The organism is Nocardioides sp. (assembly GCF_035547795.1).
Lineage (GTDB): Bacteria > Actinomycetota > Actinomycetes > Propionibacteriales > Nocardioidaceae > Nocardioides.
In genome coordinates, this window is sequence record NZ_DASZUF010000023.1 from 1 (window position 1) to 20135 (window position 20135).

Genomic DNA, 20135 nt, shown 5'->3' on the forward strand with positions numbered 1-20135 from the left:
CTGCACGGGCATCACGACCGGCCGAGCATGGTCAGCGTAGGCACGATCATCTGGCTCTCCAGCGAGCTGATGTTCTTCGCGGCCCTGTTCGCGGCGTACTACACGATCCGATCGGTGAGCCCCGAGCTGTGGGCGCAGAGCACGGCGCACCTCAACGTGCCGTTCGCGTCGGTGAACACCACCATCCTGGTGCTCTCCTCGTTCACCTGCCAGTGGGGCGTGTTCGCCGCCGAGCGTGGTCAGGTGGGTCGCTCGGGGTCGCTGTTCAACGTCGCCAAGTGGGGCCTGCGCGAGTGGTTCGTGCTGACCTACCTGATGGGCGCGATCTTCATCGCCGGCCAGGCCACCGAGTACGCCAGCCTGATCCAGGAGGGCATCACCCTGCCCGCCTCCGGTTACGGCACGGTGTTCTACCTGACCACCGGCTTCCACGGTCTCCACGTGACGGGTGGCCTGATCGCCTTCCTGTTCGTGCTCGGCCGCACGTTCGTCGCCCGCAAGTTCACTCACGAGCAGGCCGTGAGCGCCATCGTCGTGTCGTACTACTGGCACTTCGTCGACGTGGTGTGGATCGGTCTGTTCGCGACCATCTACCTCATCAAGTAGTCGACCGCTGCGAAGATCAAGGACTGCAAGGACAACATGGTGCGTCTCCTGAACCGCTCCGTCGGTCGCCTCTCGCGGCACCGTCGCGGCCCCCTGGCCGGCCTGGTGCTGCTGCTGCTCGGCCTGGCCCTCTCCGGCGGTCTCTACGCCGTCTTCTCCCCCTCGTCCTCCGCCGAGACGGCGCAGGACCAGGCCGCGATGGCCGCCAAGGGCCGTCAGCTGTTCCTGGTCAGCTGCGCCTTCTGCCACGGGCAGAACGCCGAGGGTCTGACCAGCAAGGACGGCAAGCTCATCGGCCCGTCGCTGGTCGGCGTCGGCGCCGCCTCGGTCGACTTCCAGGTCGGCACCGGCCGGATGCCGATGGTGCAGCCGGGCGCCCAGGTGCAGAAGAAGAAGAACATCTTCAGCCAGACCGAGATCGACGAGCTCGCGGCGTACGTCGCCAGCCTCGCCCCGGGTCCGGCCATCCCGTCCGAGAAGGACTACAGCACCGCCGGAATGACGGATGCGGAGAAGCAGGAGGCCATCGTCCGCGGTGGTCAGATCTTCCTGACCAACTGCACCGCCTGCCACAACTTCACCGGTGAGGGCGGGGCCATGCCGCGCGGCGGCTACGCGCCCAAGCTGCTCGACACCGACCCGAAGTACATCTACGAGGCCATGCTGACTGGTCCGCAGTCGATGGACACCTTCTCCAACGGCAACATCACGCCCGAGGAGAAGAAGGACGTCATCGCCTACATCGAGTCGATGAAGAAGCAGCCCGGGTACGGCGGCTTCGGTCTCGGCGGTCTTGGCCCGGTGAGTGAGGGTCTCTTCGCCTGGGTCGGTGGCCTCGGCGTCATGGTCGCCTTCGCCGTCTGGATCGCCGCCCACACCACCCGTACCAAGAAGAAGAAGGGAACGGCGCAGTGAGCGACTCTCACGAGCTCGAGCACAGCATCGAGGCTCACACCGACGAACTGCTGCCCGATCCGGGTCTCCCGGAGCACCACTGGCGACCGACCGACGTCGACCCGCGGGCCGAGCGCCGCGCGGAGCGCCAGGTCGCGACGTTCTTCGGTCTCTCGGTCCTCTGCACCGTCCTGTTCGTCGTCTTCTACGTGACGCTGCGCACCGGCATCAACGGTCAGAAGATCATCGGCCTGGGCGCGTCCAACGTCGCCCTCGGCCTGACCCTCGGCGGTGCCTTCCTCTTCATCGGCATCGGCGTCATCCAGTGGGCCCGCAAGCTCATGGCCGACGTCGAGCTGGTCGAGGAGCGTCACCCGGCCTCCTCCTCCGCGGAGGACCGCTCGGCCACCCTCGCCGCCCTGCAGGCGGGCCTCGAGGAGTCCGGCATCGCCCGTCGTCCCCTGATCCGCAACACCCTCATCGGCTCGGTCGGCCTGCTGATCGCCCCGGCCGTAGTGATGCTGCGTGACCTCGGTCCGCTCCCGGGCGACAAGCTCAAGCACACCGTGTGGACCAAGAACATGCGCGTGGTCCGCGACGTCGTCGGCACCCCGATCCGTCCCTCCGACCTCGAGATCGGTGACCTGGTCAACGCCGAGCCGGAGATCATCTTCGGCACCTCCGACGGCCAGCCGCTGCCCGAGGGCCAGGTCCTCGAGGGGGCCGACCTGCAGGTCGCCAAGGCCAAGGCGGCCACCGTCCTGCTGCGGATGGATCCAGCCGACATCGTCTCCGACGTCACCCGCAACTGGTCGATCGACGGCATCGTGGCCTACTCGAAGATCTGCACCCACGTGGGTTGCCCGATCTCGCTCAACGAGCGCACCACGCACCACCTGCTGTGCCCGTGCCACCAGTCCACCTTCGACCTGGCCGACTCCGGCAAGGTCATCTTCGGCCCGGCCGGCCGGCACCTGCCACAGCTGCCGATCGGCGTCGACAGCGAGGGGTACATCGTCGCGCTGAGCGACTACCCCGAGCCCGTCGGCCCGAGCTTCTGGGAGCGCGATACCAAGTCGCCCAGCGAGATCGCTGACGAGTGGAGCAAGGAGAACGGCCAGTGAGCGTCGACACGAGCAAGGTTGCGACGAGCAACACCTCGGCGGCGACGGCGAAGCAGCCGACCCGCATCGGCAAGATCACGCAGTGGTCCGACGAGCGCCTGGGCCTGGCGGCCATGGGCAAGAAGAACCTCCGCAAGATCTTCCCGGACCACTGGTCCTTCATGCTCGGCGAGATCGCGCTGTGGAGCTTCGTCGTCCTGCTGATCACGGGCGTGTTCCTCACCCTGTGGTTCAAGCCCTCCATGGCGGACGTGACCTACCAGGGCAGCTACCCGAACCTGCGCGGCATCGAGATGTCACAGGCCTATGCCAGCTCGCTGGACATCTCCTTCGACGTCCGTGGCGGCCTGCTGCTGCGTCAGATGCACCACTGGGCCGCGATGCTGTTCATCGCCGCGATGATGATCCACCTGCTGCGCGTGTTCTTCACCGGCGCGCACCGCAAGCCGCGCGAGCTCAACTGGGTCATCGGCTCGCTGCTGCTGATCCTCGGCACGCTCGAGGGCTTCACCGGCTACTCGCTGCCCGACGACCTGCTCTCCGGCACCGGTGTCCGGGCGGCGGACGGCTTCATCCAGGCGATCCCGATCGTCGGCACCTACATCGGGTTCTTCCTCTTCGGCGGGGAGTTCCCGGGCGACTCGATCATCCCCCGCCTGTACACCATCCACGTGCTGCTGATCCCTGGCCTGCTCCTGGCCCTGATCGCTGCGCACATGCTGCTGCTCGTCTACCACAAGCACACCCAGTGGCCCGGCCCCGGTCGCAAGGAGACCAACGTCGTCGGCTACCCGATGCTTCCGGTGTACGCCGCGAAGGCCGGCGGGTTCTTCTTCATCACCTTCGGCGTCACGGCCGTCATGGGCGCCGTCCTCTCGCTCAACCCGGTGTGGAAGTTCGGCCCGTACGACCCGACCAAGGTCACCGCGGGCTCGCAGCCGGACTGGTACATGGGCTGGCCCGACGGCGCGCTGCGCATCATGCCCGGCTGGGAGTCGCACTTCTGGGGTCACACCTGGTCGTGGAACATCTTCGTCCCGGTCATCTTGATGCCGACGCTGTCATGGATCCTGCTGACGATCCTGCCCTTCCTGGAGGCCTGGATCACCGGCGACAAGCGCGAGCACCACCTGCTCCAGCGTCCGCGCAACGCGCCGACCCGCACCGCGTTCATGGTGTCCCTGATGACCTGGTACGCCATGTTCTGGCTCGCCGGCGGCAACGACCTGATCGCGATCAAGCTGCACTCCTCGATCAACAACATCACCTACGCCCTGCGCGTGCTGGTGTTCGTCGGTCCCGCGATCGCGTTCTTCATCACCCGGCGTTGGTGCATCGCGCTGCAGCGGCACGACAACGAGACGCTGCTGCACGGCTACGAGACCGGCGTCATCATGCGCTCCCCGGAGGGTGGCTACTCCGAGAAGCACCTGGCGATCAACGAGGCCAAGGCCTACGCGATCACCGTCCGGGACCGGGGCCCCGAGGGCGCCGGCGAGGACGACGGCCCGACCGCGAAGGGCAAGACCACGCTGCGCGACCGGCTCCGCACGCTCTACTACGCGGACGACGTGCAGAAGCCGACCGTCGAGGAGCTCGAGGAGGCGCACCACCACGCCGAGCACGAGGCCCATGCCTTGGCCGGCATCGAGGGTCACGCCGCCGACGGTCACCAGTTCGACGGCCACCACCTGGTCGAGGACGAGAACCTGCGCGGCGACCACCAGCACTGAGTCGGCGCGCCAACGCAGCGAGGGCCCGGGAGCACCGCTCCCGGGCCCTCGTCGTACCCGAGGAGAGAGCATGGCCGTGAAGAGCAACGCGCGGGCCTCCTCGTCGCTGGTGATCCCGCGGGGGCCCGACCCGCTGGCGAACGCGCCCTAGCGACGGCGCAGGTCGCGCACGTCGGGCAGTCGCTCGAAGCCGGCCGACTCGTAGGTGGCGACCGCAGCCACGTTGGCGCTCCGGGTGCACACCGTCGCGGTGGAGGAGCCCAACCGCCGCAGCGTGGCCGCCGCGGCGAGCGTGATCGCGGTGCCGTGGCCGCGACCGCGGTGGTCGCGGTGCACGCCCACGGGCTCGAGGAGGCCGGGCCGGCCCGCGCCGGCGGACCACACCGTCGCCGCCGCGACGGCATCATCCCGGTCGTCGTAGCCGACCAGGCAGCGGGCATCGGCGTACGCCGGGCCGGCGGCCATCGCCTGCCAGCGCTCCGGCGTGAACGTCGAGCGCTCGAACGCCGCACGGTGCACGTCGACCCGCGCCGGCACCCGGTCCGGGCCGGTGATCTCGATCCGCAGGCCGCACTCCTCCACCGGCTCGGTGAGGTCCCGGCACAGCGGCGCCCACGGCTCGTCGAGGGTCCAGCCCGCATCGAGCAGCGAGGCCCGCAGCAGCTCACCGGAGCGGGCCTCGGCGAACGCCTCGCCCGCCGGCAGCACGCCGCGGGTCGGGTCGGTCAGGTCGGCGACCAGCCGCTGGGCCAGATCCTCGTCCTCGCCGGCCTCGGGGGCGATGCCGAGCCGCACCAGCCCCGGGCCGTCGAGCAGCCCGACGGCCAGGATCCGGCCGTCCCGACGCCAGGTCCGCAGCGCCGTCGCCGCCGCCTCTGCACCGAACCGCTGATACCAGCCGAGATCGCCCGGATGCAGCTGCATCGGCCCGGCGTCGTACTGCCAGGCGCGCAGCGCGTCCACGACCTCGGGCAGCTCCCGGGGCTCAGGCCGGCTCAGCACCGCAACCCGCTCCGGTCAGGCCAGCGCCGAGCCCTTCTTGTAGTCCTGATACGAGAGGTTCCAGTCGCCATAGCCGTTGGTGACCTCCTGCGGCCGGTTGGTGCCGGACTCCTCGACGACGTCACCGACCCGGGTCATGTGGTAGAGCCAGTCCGCGTTGGCGGTGCTCATGCCGGTGCAGCCGTGCGAGACGTTGGCATGGCCCTGGGAGGCCACCGACCACGGCGCGGCATGCAGGAACTCCCCGGAGAAGGTCATCCGCATCGCCCACTGGACGTCCTTCATGTCGTAGTAGTTCGGATCGCCCTTGGGGATGCCGATGGTCTCGGAGTTCATCGTGTGCTTGGCGTACTTCTGGATGATCACCTTGATGCCCGAGCGGGTGGTGAAGCCGGGCTGGCCGCCGGTGACCGGGATGGTGCGCAGCAGCTTGCCGTTGGAGAAGACCTTCATCTGGTCGGTCTTCAGGTCGACCTTGTAGATGTGCCGATCGCCCACGTGGAAGGTGACGTCACGACTGGTCTGACCGTAGACGCCGTTGCCAGCGGAGACACCGTTGACGTCGGCGTGCACCGTGACGGTCGAGCCGGCCTTCCAGTAGTGCTTGGGACGCCAGTGCACCTCGGTGTTGGAGAACCAGTGCCACGAGCCCGCCTGCGCGGGCACCGACGTCACCGACAGGTGCTTCTCGATCGAGGCGCGGTCGGTCACCGGCACGTCGAACTTCACGATCACCGGCATGCCCACGCCCACGGTCTGGCCGGCCAACGGCGAGATCGAGGGATAGGTCTGCTGGGCCAGGGTGAGGCTCTGGGTGGTGAACCGGCGGGTCTTGGTGACCGTCTGACCATCCGCGCCGGTCAACGTCGCCTTCAAGACGTACGCCGAGCCCGGCTCGAGCAGGCCGTCGGCCTGCCAGCTGCTGCCGTCGGCGGCCAGGGTGCCGGCCACCTGGCCCGACTTGGCCGAGGTGAGCGAGACGTCCTCGAGCCGGCCGTTGCTGCCGTCGACCTTGACCTGGGTGTCGACCGCGACGTTCTTCTGCTTGGCGTGCACGTTGGCGCTGATGTGCCCCGCGGGAGCGCTCGCGGCGCCGTCCTGGGCGCCGTCGGCGCCCGCCTGGACCGAGGTTCCGCCGCCCCCACCGTTGCCACCGGAGGACGGCGCGGAGGCACCGCAACCAGCCAGGGCGAGCCCGCCCACCACCACCAGCGCGAGCGCCGCCGTACGGGCGCGAGACAGGCGCCTGACGCGGCGGGCAGGACGAGACGAGGTGGACATGCAGCACTCCCGGAGATCACGCACGGCAGCCCGTCCCCCATGACGAGCCGGACCACCACTGTAACCGCTGGCAGGCTGCAGACGACGGACCCCGTGATGCCGGGTGTTCAGCATCACGGGGTCCGTGTCGTCAGTGCGCGTGCTCGCCGCGGTAGTACTCGAAGACCAGCCCCGCCACGCAGATGAAGCCGACCACCGCGCCGATGATGAACAGCCACCAGGCCGCCATCGCCACCGCGAAGACCACGAAGGCCAGGGACAGCGCGCACCACAGCGGCCACCAGGAGAACGGCGGGAAGAAGCCGAGCTCGCCGGCGCCGTCGGCGATCTCGCCGTCCTTGCGGTCCTCGGGGCGCGGGTCCATCTGCTTGGCGTGGAACCCGATGTAGAGGGTGATCATCGCCATCAGCAACGTGCACATGACCAGCGCCGAGGTGCCGGTCCAGTCGCCACCGTGCTCGGAGCCGGCGGTGACGAACCAGTACGTCGGGCTCACCAGCGCGAAGAAGATCGTGCAGGCTGCGAAGATCCAGGCTTCGGCCTTCATCAGTGCGCACCACCGTTCGTGTCGACGCCCGCGGCCTCGAGCTCCAGCGCCGCGATCTCCGGGTGGTGGAGGTCGAAGGCCGGGGACTCGGAGCGGATCCGGGGCAGGGTGTGGAAGTTGTGACGCGGCGGCGGGCACGAGGTCGCCCACTCCAGCGAGCGGCCCCAGCCCCAGGGGTCGTCGACCTCGACCTTCGGCGCGTTGCGCGTCAGGTAGAGGTTCAGGAACCACGGGATCATCGACAGGCTCAGCAGGAAGGCGCCGACCGTGGAGACCTGGTTCAGGGTGGTGAACCCGTCACCGGGCAGGTAGTCGGCGATACGCCGCTGCATCCCCTCGACGCCCAACCAGTGCTGCACCAGGAAGGTGGTGTGGAAGCCGACGAACAGCAGCCAGAAGTGCACCTTGCCGAGCCGCTCGTTGAGCATCTTGCCGGTGATCTTGGGCCACCAGAAGTAGAAGCCGGCGAACATCGCGAACACCACGGTGCCGAACACCACGTAGTGGAAGTGCGCCACCACGAAGTAGGAGTCGGAGACGTGGAAGTCCAGCGGCGGGCTGGCCAGGATGACGCCGGTGAGACCGCCGAACAGGAAGGTGGTCAGGAAGCCCAGCGACCACAGCATCGGGGTGTCGAAGGAGATCGACCCGCCCCACATCGTGCCGATCCAGTTGAAGAACTTCACACCGGTCGGGACCGCGATCAGGAACGTCATGCCGGAGAAGAACGGCAGGTCGACGGCGCCGGTGACGAACATGTGGTGGGCCCACACCGCCACCGAGAGCACCGCGATGCCGGTGGTCGCACCGACCAGGCCGACGTACCCGAAGATCGGCTTGCGGCTGAAGACCGGGAAGATCTCGGAGACGATCCCGAAGAACGGCAGCGCGATGATGTAGACCTCGGGATGCCCGAAGAACCAGAACAGGTGCTGCCACAGGATCGGCCCGCCGTGACTGGCGTCGAAGACGTGGGCGCCGAACTGGCGGTCGGCCTCGAGCATCAGCAGCGCGCCGGCCAGCACCGGGAACGCGATCAGGATCAGCAGCGAGGTGATCATCGTGTTCCACACGAAGATCGGCATCCGGAACATGGTCATGCCCGGGGCACGCATGCAGATGATCGTGGTGATGAAGTTGACCGCGCCCAAGATGGTGCCCAGACCGGCCATCCACAGACCCATGATCCACAGGTCGCCGCCCACGCCCGGCGAGCGGACCGCGTTGGACAGCGGGGTGTAGGCGAACCAGCCGAAGTCGGCCGCGCCCTGCGGGGTGAGGAAGCCCGAGGCGGCGATCAGACCGCCGAACAGGAACAGCCAGTAGCTGAACATGTTCAACCGCGGGAACGCGACGTCGGGCGCCCCGATCTGCAGCGGCATGATCATGTTGCCGAACGCGAAGAACAGCGGCGTCGCGAACAGCAGCAGCATGATCGTGCCGTGCATGGTGAACATCTGGTTGTACAGCTCGTCGTTGAGGAACTGCTGACCGGGGAACGCGAGCTCCGAGCGGATCAGCAGCGCCATCACGCCGCCGACGAGGAACCAGCAGAACGAGGTGACGGCGTACATCTTGCCGATCAGCTTGTGATCGGTGGTGGTCAGCAGCGAGTAGATCTGCTGGCCGAGCGGCCGCCGGATGACGGTCGTGGTGCCGGGACTGGGGGCCGTGGTGGTCACTCTGCTTCTCCCTCGGACTGGAGGCCGGCCTGGGTGTAGGCGTCCGCGCCGCCGATGAGCGGCTTCGTCGACGTGAAGCCCTTGTCCCGCAGGCTCTGCAGGTAGGCCTCGTAGTCGGCCTTGGAGACGACCTTGACGTGGAACAGCATCCGCGAGTGGTAGAGGCCGCACAGCTCGTAGCAGGCGCCCCGGTAGGTGCCGAGCTTGGTCGGGGTCACCTCGTAGTGGTTGACCCGGCCGGGCACGACGTCCATGTGGATGAGGAAGTGGTCCACGCCGAAGTCGTGGATGACGTCGGGCGAGTGCAGGTTGAACCGGGTGGTCTCACCGATGGGCAGCACCAGCGTCGGGATGTGCGAGGCGGTGCCCGCGTCGTAGACGTAGCTGGAGTAGGGGTAGTTCTGGTCCGCGGCGTCCTTGTTGGCCGAGGCGTCCTGGGTGCCCACGCCGTAGTTGAACGTCCAGCTCCACTGCTGGCCGGTCACCTCGATGGTGTTGTCCACCGGGAGGTTGTCGTCGAGGATCGCGTCCTGCGCCTTGACGGTGTGGAAGAAGAGCACGATCACCATCAGCACCGGCGCGATGGTGTAGAAGATCTCCAGCGGCAGGTTGTACCGCGTCTGGACCGGGATCTCGTCCTCACTGCGGCGCCGGAAGCGCCAGATCGAGTAGAAGATCAGGCCCCACACGATGCCGCCGGTGATCCACGCGGCGATCCAGGCGCCCTGCCACAGGTGGAGGGTGTGCTCTCCCTGGGTGTCGGCGGGCGTCGGCATTCCCATGTTCTTGAAGGCGGTGGAGCAGCCTCCCAGCAGGACGGCACTGGCACCCAGGCTGCCCAACAGGGCGAGGCGCCGCCAGCGGGCGGCCGCGCCCTTGGCGCGCTTGGGCCCGGGTGATCCGGGCATCTGCAGACCCACGAACGAGCCTCTCTCTCTACGACCATTCACGGATAGGCCGCAGACTATCGGAATCGCCTCCGGGGCGGTCCGCAGGGTCGGTCGATAGAGTCCGCATGTGAGAAATGCCGCCGTCTATCTGGACGTGGCCTCCTCCGAGCCGCTGCACCCGGCCGCGCGCGACACGCTCCTCGCCGCCCTCGACCATGGGTACGCCGATCCCCGCCGCCTGCACGGCCCCGGGCGGGACGCCCGGCTGCTGCTGGACAACGCCCGCGAGGTGATCGCGACCGCGCTGGGGGTACGGCGCGAGGAGGTGCTGTTCACCTCCTCGGGTACCCGGGCGGTGCAGCTGGGGCTGCTGGGACTGGCCGCGGCCCGGCCCGCCCGGGGACGCCGGATCGCGCATCCGGCCGTCGAGCACCAGGCGGTCGGCGACGCCGCGGCGTGGTGGGGCGAGCCGCTGGTCACCGGCGTGGACCCGAGTGGACGGGCGCTCGTCGAGGAGCTGCGGACGGCCTCCGGCGAGGCGGCAGCGGTGGCGCTGCAGAGTGCCAACCACGAGGTCGGCACTCTCCAGCCGGTCGACGAGCTCGACGTGGCGGCGCCGGTCTTCGTCGACGCCTGCGCCTCGATGGGCCGGCTGCCGCTGCCCGGTGGCTGGGACGCGTTGGCCGGGTCCGCGCACAAGTGGGGCGGCCCCGCGGGCGTCGGCGTACTCCTGGTGCGGCATCGGGCGCGCTGGACCAATCCCTTCCCTGCCGCCGATCCGCTGGCCCGCGGCGACGACGGCTTCCCCGACGTGCCGGCCGCGCTGGCCGCCGCGGCGGCGCTGCAGGCGGTCCTGGCCGAGCGGGCCGAGACCGATGCCCGCCAGCGCGCGCTGGTCGACCTGATCCGGTCGCGGGTGGCGACGATCCCGGATGTCGACGTGGTCGGCGACCCGGTGGACCGGCTGCCGCACCTGGTCACGTTCTCGTTCCTGTACGTCGACGGAGAGGCGCTGGTGACCGAGCTGGACCGGCTCGGCTTCGGCCTGGCCAGCGGGTCCGCGTGCGCGGCCGACACCCGCGAACCGTCCCGCGTGCTGGCCGCGATGGGCGCGCTCACCCACGGCAACGTCCGGCTCTCGCTCGGCCGGGAGACGACCCGTGCCGACGTGGAGCGGTTCCTGGACGTGCTGCCCGGCGTGGTCGCGGACATCCGCGCCCGGGCAGGGGTGTGACATGAGGGAGCTCGACTGCCGCGGCCAGCCGTGCCCGGCCCCGATCATCGCGCTGGGGCGCCACCTGCGCGAGGTGGCCGTCGGCGAGGAGATCGCGGTGGCGGCCGACGACCCTGCCGCCCGGCACGACGTACCGGCCTGGTGCCGGATGCGGGAGCAGGAGTTCCTCGGCGAGCGCCGCGCCGAGGACGGCGTCCCGGTCTACCTGGTGCGGCGGCTCAGCTGAGGTGCGGCGCGACGTCGGCCGCCGCGGTCGCGCCGTAGGAGTCCTCGAGACGGGCCAGGAACTGCGCCGGGGTGAAGGAGTACTCCTGGGTGCCGACGGTCTCGACCACGTAGGCGGCCAGCACGCAGCCGACCTGGGCGGCCCGCTCCAGCGACAGCTCCCAGGCGGTGGCCGCCAGGAAGCCGGCCCGGAACGCGTCGCCGACGCCGGTGGGCTCCACCGCGGCGACGTTCTTGGCGGCCGGCAGCACGATCGGGTCCTCGCCCTTGCGGGTGATCCGAACCCCGTCGGCGCCGAGCGTGGTGACCTGCGTGCCGACCCGCTCGAGGACCTCCTCGGCCGACCAGCCGGTCTTCTGCTCGATCATGTGCGACTCGTACTCGTTGGAGAACAGCAGCGCCGCGCCGTCGATGAGCTCGCGGATCAGCTCACCCTCGCCGAAGGCCAGCTGCTGGCTCGGGTCGGCGATGAACCGGTAGCCGCGCTGGCGACACTCCTGGGTATGCCGGCGCATCCCGTCGGGGTCGTCGGCGCCGATGAGGACGTAGTCGGGCTCGCCGACAGCCGCCACGATCGGGGCCAGCTCGATCAGCCGCGCCTCGCTCATCGCGCCCGGGTAGAACGACGCGAACTGCGCCATCGTCTCGTCCGTGGTGCACACGAACCGCGCGGTGTGCTTCGACTCCGAGATGTGGACGTGACTGCAGTCGACGCCGTGCCGCTCCAGCCAGGACCGGTAGTCGGCGAAGTCCTCCCCCGCGGCACCGACCAGCACCGGGTGGAGACCGAGCTGGCCGAGCCCGAAGCACATGTTGGGCGCCACGCCGCCGCGGCGGATCTCCAGGTCGTCGACCAGGAAGCTGACCGAGAGCTTGTCGAGCTGCTCGACCACCAGCGAGTCGGCGAAACGGCCGCCGAAGCTCATCAGATGGTCGGTCGCGATCGAGCCGGCGATGAGGAGTGAACCCATGCTCGGAACACTACCCATGGGTACCGCTGGAGGTACCCATCGGTAGGCCCTAGCGTCGAGATATGACCGACGCGATCCAGCGCTCTTTGACGGCGTACGACGATCCGGCCAGCCCGGCCGAGATGCGCGCCGACTGCCACGAGGCCGGCGTCCGGCTGGGCCTCACCGGTGTCGCGCGCGACGCCCTCCGCCCCGCTCCCAGCATCCGGTTCGAGGACTACCCGCAGGGCCTGCCCAAGCAGGACATCGACATGCTGCAGGCCGCGCAGCGTCTGGCCAGCGCGCTCGATCTCGAGCTCGACTGAGTCTTCCCTCTCTTCACCCTCCCAGAAGGCACGAGAGCCCCCGCCGGACGGCGGGGGCTCTCGTGTCTGGGGCGTGTGATCGCAAGGCAACCGAGCGCGCGTGCCCGGCGACGCTGATCAGTGGGCTGATCAGTGGAAGGAGTCGCCGCAGGCGCAGGACCCGGTGGCGTTCGGGTTGTCGATCGTGAAGCCCTGCTTCTCGATGGTGTCCACGAAGTCGATGGTCGCGCCGTTGAGGTAGGGCACGCTCATCCGGTCCACCACCACGCTCACGCCGTCGAAGTCGGTCACGACGTCGCCGTCGAGGGTGCGCTCGTCGAAGAACAGCTGGTAGCGCAGGCCCGAGCAGCCACCCGGCTGCACCGAGATGCGCAGGCTCAGGTCGTCGCGGCCCTCCTGTTCGAGGAGGCTCTTCACCTTGGACGCGGCGACGGGGCTGAGGTTGATGCTGTCCGTCCGGTGCTCGAACTGAACCTGCTCGGTCATGCTGTGTGCTCCCTCGGGTCTGGGGTGCGAGTCGGTCATTCGGCTCAATCGTCGCACACGGCCGGTTATTCCCCCACATGCCATGTCCGCGCGACACGCTCGGCCAGGTCGGCCAGCGCGCGGTGCGGATCTCCCAGCGCCCGCTCCTCGCCGGCGACGTCGACGACGGAGTACGCCGCCTCGACGCCGAGCGACCGCGCCTCCCGGACACCGATCTCCACCCGGCCGGCGAGCACGACGCAGGGCCGGGCATGCCGCGCGGCGAGCTCGGCGACGGCGACCGGCACCTTGCCGCCCCGACTGGAGGCGTCGAAGGCGCCCTCGCCGGTGATGACCAGGTCGGCACGGGCCAGCCTGTCGTCCAGGTCGACCGCGTCGGCGATCACGCCCAGGCCCGGCCTCCGGGTGGCACCGAGAAGCAGCAGCGCGTAGCCGAGCCCACCGGCCGCGCCGGCGCCCTTCTCGACCGCCGCGACTCGGCCAGCGGCCGCGGCCAGCGCCTCCAGCGCGGCGTCGGCCGCCGGCAGGTCGGCGATGCCCTTCTGCGGTCCGAACACCTTGGTCGCGCCGAACAGGCCGGTGAGCGGGTTGTCCACGTCGCTGGCCACGACCAGCTCGGCGGCGGGCCGCTCGGGCAGGGTGATCCGAGTCAGGCCACGCAGCCCGGCCACGCCCTGGTCCAGAGGTACGTCGGCGGCGGCACCGAGGGCGGCCAGCAGGCCCGCTCCGCCGTCGTTGCTGCCGCTGCCGCCCAGGCCCACCACCACCCTGCGGGCGCCCCCGTCGAGCGCCGCCCGCAGGAGCTCGCCGACGCCGTAGGTGGTGGCGTCCTCGCCGCGCCGGCCGCCGGTGAGATGGAGGCCGCAGGCCTGGGCGCTCTCGACGTACGCCGTGGTGCCGATCCGCAGCACCGCCGCCGGCACCGGCTCCCCGAACGGCCCGCTGACGGTGACGGCGATCAGCTCGCCGCCCAACCCGGCGTGGAGGGCGTCGAGGAAGCCCGGGCCGCCGTCGGAGACCGGGGCGAGGTCGAGCTCGTCGCCCGGCGCCGTCCGACGCCAGCCGGTCGCGATCGCCTCGGCTGCCTCAACCGCGCTGAGGGTCCCGGCGTACTTGTCGGGGGCGACGAGGATGCGCATGGGGTCACCCTAAGGAGTCGGCCTGGTTGGCGAGCCAGCCGCGCAAAGTATCACCGTGACACTTCGGGCCGAGAGTGACACATCTGAACTGTCACTCTCGGCGCCAACTGTCACCGTGACAGTTTGGCGGTTCGCCGTCAGTCTCCGGACCCGATGTGCCGCCGCCACCACCCCCAAATTGGATGGCCGCCATGAGCACCGTTGAGCGTCCGCTGCTGCCGCTCGGTCGCGGAGTCGATCTCGACTCCGAGCGCGGCGTGGAATGTCCGGGTGACCTGCCGCCGGCGTCCGACCCAGCACTGGTCGAGCGAGCCCGCGCGGCCAAGGAGAAGCTCGGTGGCCGGGTCTTCGTGCTGGGCCACCACTACCAGCGGGACGAGGTCATCCAGTTCGCCGACGTCACCGGCGACTCGTTCAAGCTCGCCCGGGACGCGGCGGCTCGGCCGGACGCGGAGTTCATCGTCTTCTGCGGCGTGCACTTCATGGCCGAGTCGGCCGACATCCTCACCAGCGACGCCCAGCGAGTGATCCTGCCCGACCTGGCGGCCGGCTGCTCGATGGCCGACATGGCCCGGCTGCAGCAGGTCGAGGCCGCCTGGGAGACGCTGGAGGCGGCCGGGATCGCCGACCAGGTCGTCCCGGTGACCTACATGAACAGCTCCGCCGACATCAAGGCGTTCTGCGGCCGCCACGGCGGCGTGGTGTGCACCAGCAGCAACGCCCAGGCGGTGCTGGAGTGGGCCTTCGAGCAGGGCTCCAAGGTGCTCTTCCTGCCCGACCAGCACCTGGGCCGCAACACCGCCGTACTCAAACTGGGCATTCCACTGGAGAAGTGCGTCTCGTGGCTGCCCCACCGGCCCGACGGCGGTCTGGCCGCCGAGGAGTTGCGCGAGGCCACCATGATCCTGTGGCAGGGACACTGCTCGGTGCACGGCCGCTTCTCCCCCGAGGCCGTCGACGATCTGCGGGCCGAGATCCCCGGCATCAACGTCCTGGTGCATCCCGAGTGCCGCCACGAGGTCGTGCTGAAGGCCGACTACGTCGGCTCGACCGAGTTCATCATCAACACCATCCGAGACGCGCCGGCCGGCTCGGCCTGGGCGATCGGCACCGAGCTGAACCTGGTGCAGCGTCTGGCCAAGGCGCACCCGGACAAGCGGATCGTCTTCCTCGACAAGACGGTCTGCTACTGCTCCACGATGAACCGCATCGACCTGCCCCACCTGGTGTGGGCGCTGGAGTCGCTGGCAGCCGGCCAGATCGTCAACGTCATCGAGGTCGACGACGAGACCCAGCACTACGCCAGGGTCGCGCTGGAGCGGATGCTCGACCTGCCCGGCAGGTCACGTCGCGACTGAGGACACCGGCAGTACGACGGTGATCGCGGTGTCCCCCGGCCGCGACGCCAGCGAGACGGTGCCACCGTGCGAGCTGACGATGGCCCGCACCAGCGAGAGCCCCAGGCCGGCGCCCCCGTCTCGGTGACGCGACTGGTCGCCGCGGGTGAACCGCTCGAAGGCGTGCTCCACCAGATCCGGCGGGAAGCCCGGACCGTTGTCGTGGACGACGAAGCCATCGGGTCGCGCCGTGACCGTCACGGTGGTCCCCGACGGGGTGTACTTGCGCGCGTTGGTCAGCAGGTTGGACACCACCTGGTGCAGTCGCAGCCGGTCCCCGACCACCGCGATCGGCTCGTCGGTCTCCGGGTCGATGTCCGGCGGCATCGCCAACCGCCAGTGGTGGCCGGGCGCGACCACTCGGGCATCGGAGACCGCCTCGAGCAGCAACTGGGTGAGATCGACCGGGGCCCGCTCCAGCGGGCGGCCGGAGTCGAGCCGGGCCAGGAGCAGCAGGTCCTCGACCATCGCCGACATCCGGCCGGACTCCTCCTCCACCTTCGCCAGCGCGGTCTTGACCGCCTGCTCGTCGGTGGGTCGGCGCTGGGCCAGCTCGGTGTAGCCGCGGATCGTGGTCAGCGGCGTGCGCAGCTCGTGTGAGGCGTCGGCCACGAACTGGCGCACCTGCTGCTCGCTGCGGTGTCGGGCGCGCAGGGACGACTCCACGTGGGCGATGAGGGTGTTGAGCGCCGCGCCCACCTGGCCGACCTCGGTCGCCTCGTCGGTCAGCCGGCCGGGCACCCGCTCGGTCACCTCGATCGCGCCCGAGGCCAGCGGCAGCGCGGCCACCGCATGGGCGGTCGCGGCGACGTCCCGCAGCGGCTGGAGCTGGCGGCGTACCACCGCGGCGCCGACGAACGCCGCCACGCCCACGCCGAGCAGGGTCAGCAGCGCCTCCCAGCCGATCAGGTTGCGGATGGTGGAGTCCACATCGGCGGTGGGCAGGCCGGTCACCATCACCACGTCGTCGGAGCTGCCGACCAGGTGGCCGGTCCGAGCGGTGGCCCGGTAGCCGCCGAACCCGGGGATGTTGACGTGGTGGATCTGCCCGTCGCGCGGCAGTCCGAGCAGGGCGGCGGTGGCGCTGTCGGACAGGCCGCGGAACTGGCTGGGTACGTCGCTGAGCACGCCGCCATCTACGGGCGTGCTGGTGGAGAGCGGGATCAGCGCCAGCAGCGTGCCGGGGCCGCGGTTGTGGGTGTCGAGCGCGACCACGCGGGTAGGCAGGTGCCGGACGTCTCCGTCGAGCCGGTCCATCAGCGAGGACCGCATCGCCAGCGTGGTGATGGTGCCGATCAGCACGCACACCACCGCGACCAGCACGACGGCGGTGATCACCAGTCGTGAGGTCAGCGAGACCCAGCGCCGGGTCGCCTCCGCGGGTTGCAGCGTGGCCACCGGGTCAGTCTCCTACGTCGCCGGCTTGAGGACGTAGCCCGCACCGCGCATGGTGTGGATCATGGGGGCGCGCCCGGCGTCGATCTTCTTGCGCAGGTAGGAGATGTAGAGCTCGACGACGTTGGCCTGGCCGCCGAAGTCGTAGTTCCACACCCGGTCGAGGATTTGCGCCTTGCTGACGACGCGGCGCTGGTTGCGCATCAGGTAGCGGAGCAACTCGAACTCGGTCGCGGTCAGGTTGATCTCGTCGCCGCCACGGAAGACCTCCCGGCTGTCCTCGTCCAGCTCCAGGTCGCCCACGCTCAGCACCGAGCGGGTCTCGGTGCGGCGGGCGCCGGCCCGGCGCATCAGCGCCCGCAGCCGCGCCACGACCTCCTCCAGCGAGAACGGCTTGGTGACGTAGTCGTCGCCCCCGGCGGTCAGGCCCGCGATCCGGTCCTCGACCGCGTCCCGGGCGGTGAGGAAGACGACGGGTACGTCGGGGTCGTCCTGCCGGACCCGGCGCAGCACCTCCAGGCCGTCGATGTCGGGCAGCATGATGTCGAGCACGATCGCGTCGGGATCGAACTCCCGCGCGGTCTGCACCGCGCTCGCCCCGTCGTGGGCCGCTGCCACTTGGAACCCCTCGTAGCGCAGCGCCATCGTGATCAGCTCGGCGATGTTGACCTCGTCGTCCACCACGAGCACGCGCAGTGGGGAGCCGTCCTGACGGGTGAGTTCGGGCGCGGCAGACGTCATGCCGCCCAGGTTCCCCGATCGACCTGTGAGAATCCTGTGGCAGCCCTGCGCGGGGGCTCAGCGCCCGAGGGTGACGCCTCTGCCTCCGAAGCCGCCGCCACCGCCGAAGCTCACCGCGCCGCCGCCGGCGAACCGGACGGTGCCGAGCCCACCGCGGGTGTTGCTGCTGGCGCTGCTGGGCAGCGGCGAGGAGGCATCGGCCAGCACGACCTGCTGGCCGAGCTTGAGGCCGCCGGTGATGACGGTCCGCGACCGGCCGACCAGGCCGGTGGTGACCCGGGTGCGGCTGACGCTGCCGTCGTCGTACACCTCGACCGAGCCGTCGGAGACCGCGGAGGTCGGCACGGTGAGGACGTGCTTGGCGGTGCCGAGGACCACGTCCACGGCGGCGGTGGCGCCGGTCAGCAGAACGAGGCCCTGCTGGTCGAGGGTGACGGTCACCGGGTACGTCGAGGTGCCCGTGCTGCTCGTGGTCGGCAGCGCGCCGATCCGGGTGACGCTGCCGGCGTAGCTCTGGCTGGCGCCGGCGGGCGTGACCCGGGCCTGCTGGCCGACCTTGACCTGGGTCACCTGGGTGTCGCTCACGCTCAGCTCGACGGTGGTGGTGCCGGGCGCGATCACCACGATCGCGGTGCTGCCGGCGCTCGCGCTGTCGCCGCGGGCGACCGAGACCTGGGCGACGGTGCCGCTGGCCGGCGCGGTGATGGTGGCCCCGGCCAACGCCTGGGTCGCCTTCACCAGGCTCGCCTTGGCGGTGTCGATTGAGGCCTGGTCCTTGGCCAGGGTGGCGGCGGTGACGGTCTGGCCGGTGCCCCGGCTCAGCTCGCCGCCGGTGCCGCCGGTGCCCGTGGCGGTGCCACTCGTGCCGGTCGACTGCTTGGTCTGACTCGTCTGACTGGCCGTGCCGGTCGGGAGCTGGCTGGTCTTGCCGTTCTTGCCGGCCTGGCTCGAGGCGCCGCCCTTGCCGCCGGAGCCGCCCTGCTGGGTGGCGCTCGACTGTCCGGCCGTCTTGGCCGCGTTCGTGAGGGTGGCGGCCAGCTTGGTCAGGGCGTCGTCGAGGTCGGCCTCGGCATCGCGCACGTTCTGCTGGGCCTTCTGGACCGCGGTCAACGCATCGCTGCACTCCCGGCTGCCCGGCCCGGTCGTCGGCGAGCCCGTCGGCATCGCGCTCGGGTCGCCGGAGGAGCCACCGGAGGGGTCGCCGGAGGAGGGGTCGGAGGACGCCGAGCTGTCGGCGGCCTGGCAGGGGCTGCTCGTGCCGTTCAACGCGTCCAGCGCCTGCTGTTCCACCGCGAGGTCGTCGTCGACGGCGCTCTGCGCGGTCTCCACGGCCCGTTGCTGCACGCCGAGCTGAGCCAGCGCCTTCTGCAGCGCAGCGCTGCTGCTCGACGTCGGGTTGGACGGGCTGCTCTGGCTGGGCGTGCTCGACGGGGTCTGGGACGTCTTCGACGGGGTCGACGAGGTGCTCGAGTCGGAGGTGGTGACCGCAGCGGCCTGCGCGTCCTCGTCCTTGGCGAGTTGTGCCTTGGCGGCGGCCAGTTCGGCGTTCGCCTTGCTGACCGCCGTGCTCAGCGCGGTGGTGTCGAGCTTGGCCAGCACCTGCCCGTGGGTGACATGGTCACCCACGCCCGCCTTCACCGAGGCCACCGTGCCGGCGGTGCCGAAGGACAGGTCCGCTCGCCCGGTCGGCGAGATCGTGCCGGAGAGCGCGAGGGTCTGCTCGACGTCGCCGTAGGCCACCGCGGCGGTGCGGTACTCGTCCGGCCCGCCCCCGTGCGCGGCGTACGCCGCCACGCCGCCCCCGGCCAGCGCGGCCACCACGACGATCCCGGTCCCCACCCGGACCGCCCGGTGCCGCCACAGACTCACCCCGATGCTCACGCGGCGCCGCCGTCGCTGCTGCCGGCACCCTGGCCGGTCTGACCACCGGCGGCACCACCCCGGCGGATCGTGAACCCGCCGGTGCATGAGCCGTTCACCGGGTCGCTGACCACCAACCGGTCGGCGGTCACCGCGCCAGTGTCGTCGCTCTGGCCGGTGGCCACGACGCACTTGCCGACCTTGAGCGCGGACGAGTCGCCCGGCTTGGTGGTGGTGTAGGTCGTCGAGCCGCTGACCGTCACGGTGGTGTCGCGCGGCGCCTGGGACGAGGTGCCCGGGAACTGCGAGGCGACGGTGAACCCGGTCGCGCTGACGGCCGTGACCTTGCCATTGGCGCCGAAGGCGAAGGTGCGGCCACCGCCCGGGCCGCCGTTGGCGAACCCACTCGGCCGTCCGCTCGGGAACCCGCTGGGCCGCCCGCTCGGGAACCCGCTGGCCGACCCGCCGGGCCGCATGGTGCCCAGGCCGCCGAGGCAGTCGCCGTTGGTCGGCTGACTGATCCGCACGTTGCCGGCGGCCAGCGTGCCCGTGTTGCCCGACTGTGCCGAAGGCGCGCCGCTGGCGCTCATCACCGGGGTGACGGTGACGCAGCTGCCGACCTT

At 70.4% G+C, this 20135-nt stretch carries 19 protein-coding genes and 1 pseudogene; 8 read left to right on the forward strand and 12 right to left on the reverse strand.

Annotated features, from left to right (window positions below; genetic code table 11):
* From ctaE to qcrB, 4 genes are read left to right on the forward strand one after another with little or no spacing between them, the layout of a single operon-like run.
* Positions 1–606: an aa3-type cytochrome oxidase subunit III gene (gene ctaE / locus VHA72_RS02055; protein ID WP_325572784.1), complete on the forward strand. Its 606-nt coding sequence runs from the start codon at positions 1–3 to the stop codon at positions 604–606.
* Positions 607–642: 36 nt separating this feature from the next.
* Positions 643–1521 (forward strand): cytochrome bc1 complex diheme cytochrome c subunit, encoded by an 879-nt coding sequence (gene qcrC / locus VHA72_RS02060; RefSeq protein WP_325572785.1) that lies wholly within the window; start codon positions 643–645, stop codon positions 1519–1521.
* A complete protein-coding gene (qcrA, locus tag VHA72_RS02065) occupies positions 1518–2624 on the forward strand; it encodes a cytochrome bc1 complex Rieske iron-sulfur subunit (protein WP_325572786.1) in 1107 nt (368 codons plus the stop codon). The genes qcrC and qcrA overlap by 4 nt, the downstream gene beginning before the upstream one ends.
* Positions 2621–4357, forward strand: coding sequence for a cytochrome bc1 complex cytochrome b subunit (qcrB, locus tag VHA72_RS02070; RefSeq protein WP_414689738.1), 1737 nt, complete (start codon positions 2621–2623; stop codon positions 4355–4357). Before qcrA ends, qcrB begins: the two co-directional genes overlap by 4 nt.
* Before the next feature lie 147 nt (positions 4358–4504).
* On the opposite strand, the gene VHA72_RS02075 is transcribed toward qcrB, so the two are convergent.
* From VHA72_RS02075 to ctaC, 5 genes are all read right to left on the reverse strand, one after another.
* Positions 4505–5359: a GNAT family N-acetyltransferase gene (locus VHA72_RS02075; protein ID WP_325572787.1), complete on the reverse strand. Its 855-nt coding sequence runs from the start codon at positions 5357–5359 to the stop codon at positions 4505–4507.
* Positions 5360–5374: 15 nt separating this feature from the next.
* The gene (locus VHA72_RS02080; RefSeq protein ID WP_325572788.1) at positions 5375–6640 is read right to left on the reverse strand and encodes a L,D-transpeptidase; all 1266 of its coding nucleotides are present in this window, start codon (positions 6638–6640) and stop codon (positions 5375–5377) included.
* A 130-nt stretch (positions 6641–6770) separates the two neighbouring features.
* Positions 6771–7187: a cytochrome c oxidase subunit 4 gene (gene ctaF, locus VHA72_RS02085; RefSeq protein WP_325572789.1), complete on the reverse strand. Its 417-nt coding sequence runs from the start codon at positions 7185–7187 to the stop codon at positions 6771–6773.
* Positions 7187–8869 carry an aa3-type cytochrome oxidase subunit I gene (ctaD, locus tag VHA72_RS02090; protein WP_325572790.1) on the reverse strand — a complete coding sequence of 561 codons (1683 nt, stop codon included), beginning with the start codon at positions 8867–8869 and terminating at the stop codon, positions 7187–7189. Before ctaD ends, ctaF begins: the two co-directional genes overlap by 1 nt.
* On the reverse strand, positions 8866–9777 hold the full coding sequence (gene ctaC, locus VHA72_RS02095) for an aa3-type cytochrome oxidase subunit II (protein ID WP_325572791.1): 912 nt from the start codon (positions 9775–9777) through the stop codon (positions 8866–8868). The genes ctaD and ctaC overlap by 4 nt, the downstream gene beginning before the upstream one ends.
* Before the next feature lie 109 nt (positions 9778–9886).
* Here ctaC and VHA72_RS02100 point away from each other — a divergent pair, with 109 nt between their 5' ends.
* Complete coding sequence (locus VHA72_RS02100; protein ID WP_325572792.1) at positions 9887–10993, forward strand: cysteine desulfurase family protein; 1107 nt, start codon at positions 9887–9889, stop codon at positions 10991–10993.
* 1 nt (position 10994) lies between these two features.
* Positions 10995–11219, forward strand: coding sequence for a sulfurtransferase TusA family protein (locus VHA72_RS02105; protein WP_325572793.1), 225 nt, complete (start codon positions 10995–10997; stop codon positions 11217–11219).
* On the opposite strand, the gene VHA72_RS02110 is transcribed toward VHA72_RS02105, so the two are convergent.
* Positions 11212–12189 (reverse strand): carbohydrate kinase family protein, encoded by a 978-nt coding sequence (locus VHA72_RS02110; protein WP_325572794.1) that lies wholly within the window; start codon positions 12187–12189, stop codon positions 11212–11214. The two genes, VHA72_RS02105 and VHA72_RS02110, sit on opposite strands and share 8 nt — an antisense overlap.
* Before the next feature lie 62 nt (positions 12190–12251).
* Here VHA72_RS02110 and VHA72_RS02115 point away from each other — a divergent pair, with 62 nt between their 5' ends.
* Entirely contained in the window at positions 12252–12494 is a 243-nt protein-coding gene (locus VHA72_RS02115; RefSeq protein WP_325572795.1) for a hypothetical protein, read from the forward strand.
* A 129-nt stretch (positions 12495–12623) separates the two neighbouring features.
* On the opposite strand, the gene erpA is transcribed toward VHA72_RS02115, so the two are convergent.
* Complete coding sequence (erpA, locus tag VHA72_RS02120; protein WP_325572796.1) at positions 12624–12980, reverse strand: iron-sulfur cluster insertion protein ErpA; 357 nt, start codon at positions 12978–12980, stop codon at positions 12624–12626.
* 65 nt (positions 12981–13045) lie between these two features.
* Positions 13046–14119: a glycerate kinase family protein gene (locus VHA72_RS02125; protein WP_325572797.1), complete on the reverse strand. Its 1074-nt coding sequence runs from the start codon at positions 14117–14119 to the stop codon at positions 13046–13048.
* A gap of 191 nt (positions 14120–14310) precedes the next feature.
* On the opposite strand from VHA72_RS02125, the gene nadA reads away from it, so the two are divergent.
* Entirely contained in the window at positions 14311–15477 is a 1167-nt protein-coding gene (nadA, locus tag VHA72_RS02130; RefSeq protein WP_325572798.1) for a quinolinate synthase NadA, read from the forward strand.
* Here nadA and VHA72_RS02135 read toward each other — a convergent pair.
* The 4 genes and pseudogenes from VHA72_RS02135 to VHA72_RS02150 all read right to left on the reverse strand — a co-directional run.
* Complete coding sequence (locus VHA72_RS02135; RefSeq protein WP_325572799.1) at positions 15463–16914, reverse strand: sensor histidine kinase; 1452 nt, start codon at positions 16912–16914, stop codon at positions 15463–15465. The genes nadA and VHA72_RS02135 overlap by 15 nt on opposite strands.
* 12 nt (positions 16915–16926) lie before the next feature.
* Positions 16927–17652: a response regulator transcription factor gene (locus VHA72_RS02140; protein WP_325572800.1), complete on the reverse strand. Its 726-nt coding sequence runs from the start codon at positions 17650–17652 to the stop codon at positions 16927–16929.
* 57 nt (positions 17653–17709) lie between these two features.
* Positions 17710–19533: an efflux RND transporter periplasmic adaptor subunit gene (locus VHA72_RS02145; protein WP_325572801.1), complete on the reverse strand. Its 1824-nt coding sequence runs from the start codon at positions 19531–19533 to the stop codon at positions 17710–17712.
* Positions 19530–20135, reverse strand: a pseudogene (locus VHA72_RS02150) (hypothetical protein); the annotation flags it as partial. The pseudogene VHA72_RS02150 and the gene VHA72_RS02145, both read right to left, overlap by 4 nt.